This is a genomic window from Mesorhizobium sp. M1E.F.Ca.ET.041.01.1.1 (assembly GCF_003997355.1).
Classification (GTDB): domain Bacteria; phylum Pseudomonadota; class Alphaproteobacteria; order Rhizobiales; family Rhizobiaceae; genus Mesorhizobium.
In genome coordinates this window covers 1-2,473 of the sequence record NZ_RZSL01000752.1, presented here as the reverse complement: position 1 = coordinate 2,473, position 2,473 = coordinate 1, and the positions used below count along the sequence as shown (strand labels likewise).

At 64.9% G+C, this 2,473-nt stretch carries 2 protein-coding genes; both read right to left on the bottom strand.

Annotation, left to right across the window (positions count from 1 at the left end; genetic code table 11):
- Positions 1 to 102 precede the first annotated feature (102 nt).
- On the bottom strand, positions 103 to 567 hold the full coding sequence (locus tag EOA38_RS33590; RefSeq protein ID WP_127301254.1) for a GNAT family N-acetyltransferase: 465 nt from the start codon (positions 565 to 567) through the stop codon (positions 103 to 105).
- 33 nt (positions 568 to 600) lie between these two features.
- Positions 601 to 2,473 (bottom strand): excinuclease ABC subunit UvrA (gene uvrA / locus EOA38_RS33585; protein WP_127301253.1); only part of this gene is annotated, 1,873 nt, incomplete at its 5' end.

Here is a 2,473-nt window from a genome sequence, read left to right as displayed (position 1 = left end):
GATAGAAGGACGTGTCCCAGGGCTCGAAGGTCCAGCCGCCCATGCCGGAGCGGATCTTTCCTTGGCTGGTCATCGTCTTCCTCCCGTTTGCAAAAAATACGATCAGGCGGCCTTGTCGACCGGTTTGGCCATGTCGACGACGGTCCATCCCGGCCGGTATGGATTGGGCCGGCGACCCGTCTCGCGATAGCCATAGGCGGTGTAGAGCGCGATGTTCCGCTCCATCCGCGAATTGGTGTAGAGCCGCACCTCCGGCACGTGCCACTGCCGTGCCAGCCCGTCGGCGACGTCGAGCAGAGCGATGCCGAGCTTCCTGCCCTGGAAGGCCGGCGCCACCGCGACGCTGAAGATCATGGCGTGGTCAGGATGCCGTTCGAGGACGATCAGCCCGGCCAATTCGCCGCCATTCTCCAGCAGCCAGATTTCGCCGCGCTCGATGCGCGGCGCGTAGTCTTCCGTGACCGGGATCGGCGGCGCGCCGAGCAGCGCCGTATAAGGCGCGTACGCTTCTGTCGTTAGCGAGACAATTGCCTGGAGATCACTGGAAAGCGCCCTTCTAATAGTCATTCAAACGCTCTCCAGGCACTAACGATTGCGTGCTCACTCAGCCGCTTCGCGCTTGCCTCCGGGGCGCCGCTCCAGAAGCTCCTTCAGGAACTGGCCGGTGTAGCTGCGCTTCTCGCGCACGATCGCTTCCGGCGTGCCGGAGGCGACCAGCTCGCCGCCGCCGTCGCCGCCCTCGGGGCCGAGGTCGAGCACCCAGTCGGCGGTTTTGATGACTTCGAGGTTGTGCTCGATCACCACCACCGTGTTGCCCTGGTCGACCAGCTCGTGCAGCACTTCGAGCAGCTTGGCGACGTCGTGGAAATGCAGGCCGGTGGTCGGCTCGTCGAGGATGTAGAGCGTCTTGCCGGTCGCCTTGCGCGACAGCTCCTTGGCGAGCTTGATGCGCTGCGCCTCGCCGCCCGAAAGTGTCGTCGCTTGCTGGCCGATATGGATGTAGCCGAGGCCAACCTGGTTCAGCGTCACCAGCTTATCGCGCACGCCGGGCACCGCCGAGAAGAAGTCGACGCCTTCCTCGACCGTCATGTCGAGCACATCGGCGATCGACTTGCCCTTGAACAGCACGTCCAGCGTCTCGCGGTTGTAGCGCTTGCCGTGGCAGACGTCGCAGGTGACGTAGACGTCGGGCAGGAAGTGCATCTCGATCTTGATGACGCCGTCGCCCTGGCAGGCCTCGCAGCGGCCGCCCTTGACGTTGAAGGAGAAGCGCCCCGGCTGATAGCCGCGCGCCTTGGCTTCGGGCAGGCCGGCGAACCAGTCGCGGATCGGCGTGAAGGCGCCGGTATAGGTCGCCGGGTTGGAACGCGGCGTGCGCCCGATCGGCGACTGGTCGATGTCGATGACCTTGTCGAGGAACTCCAGCCCCTCGATGCGGTCATGCTCGGCCGGATGCTCGCGCGAGCCCATGATGCGGCGCGAGGCCGCCTTGAACAGCGTCTCGATCAGGAAGGTCGACTTGCCGCCGCCGGACACACCGGTGACGCAGGTGAAGGTGCCGAGCGGAATCTCCGCCGTCACGTTCTTCAGATTGTTGCCGCGCGCGCCGACGACCTTGATCCGCCGGTTCTTCTTGGCTTCGCGGCGCAGCTGTGGCGTCGCCACTTCGAGCTCGCCCGAAAGGTATTTTCCGGTGATCGAGGCGGGCGTCGCCATGATCTGCTGCGGCGTGCCTTGCGCGATGATCTGGCCGCCATGGATGCCGGCGGCCGGACCGATGTCGACGACATAGTCGGCATGCAGGATGGCGTCCTCGTCATGCTCGACGACGATCACCGTGTTGCCGATGTCGCGCAGGTGCTTCAGCGTATCGAGCAGTCGCGCATTGTCGCGCTGATGCAGGCCGATCGACGGCTCGTCCAGCACATAGAGCACGCCTGTCAGACCGGAGCCGATCTGCGAGGCGAGACGAATGCGCTGGCTCTCGCCGCCCGACAGCGTGCCCGAATTGCGCGACAGCGTCAGATAGTCGAGGCCGACATCGTTCAAGAAGCGCAGCCGCTCGCGGATTTCCTTCAGCACCCTGACCGCGATCTCGTTCTGCTTCTCGTTGAGCTGCGCCGGCAGGTCGGTGAACCACTGGTCGGCCTTGCGGATCGACTGTTCGGTGACCTCGCCGATGTGCTTTCCGGCGATCTTCACCGCCAGCGCCTCCGGCTTGAGCCGGTAGCCGTTGCAGGCAGGGCAGGGGGTGGCCGACATGAAGCGCTCGATCTCCTCGCGCATCCAGGCCGATTCCGTTTCCTTCCAGCGCCGGTCGAGATTGGGGATGACGCCCTCGAAGGTCTTGGTCGTCTTGTAGGAACGCAGGCCGTCGTCATACTGGAAGGTGATCTCGCGCTCGCCGGTGCCGTGCAGCACCGCCTGTTGCGCCTCGGCGCTCAGGTCCTTGAACTTGTCGCCGAGCTTGAAG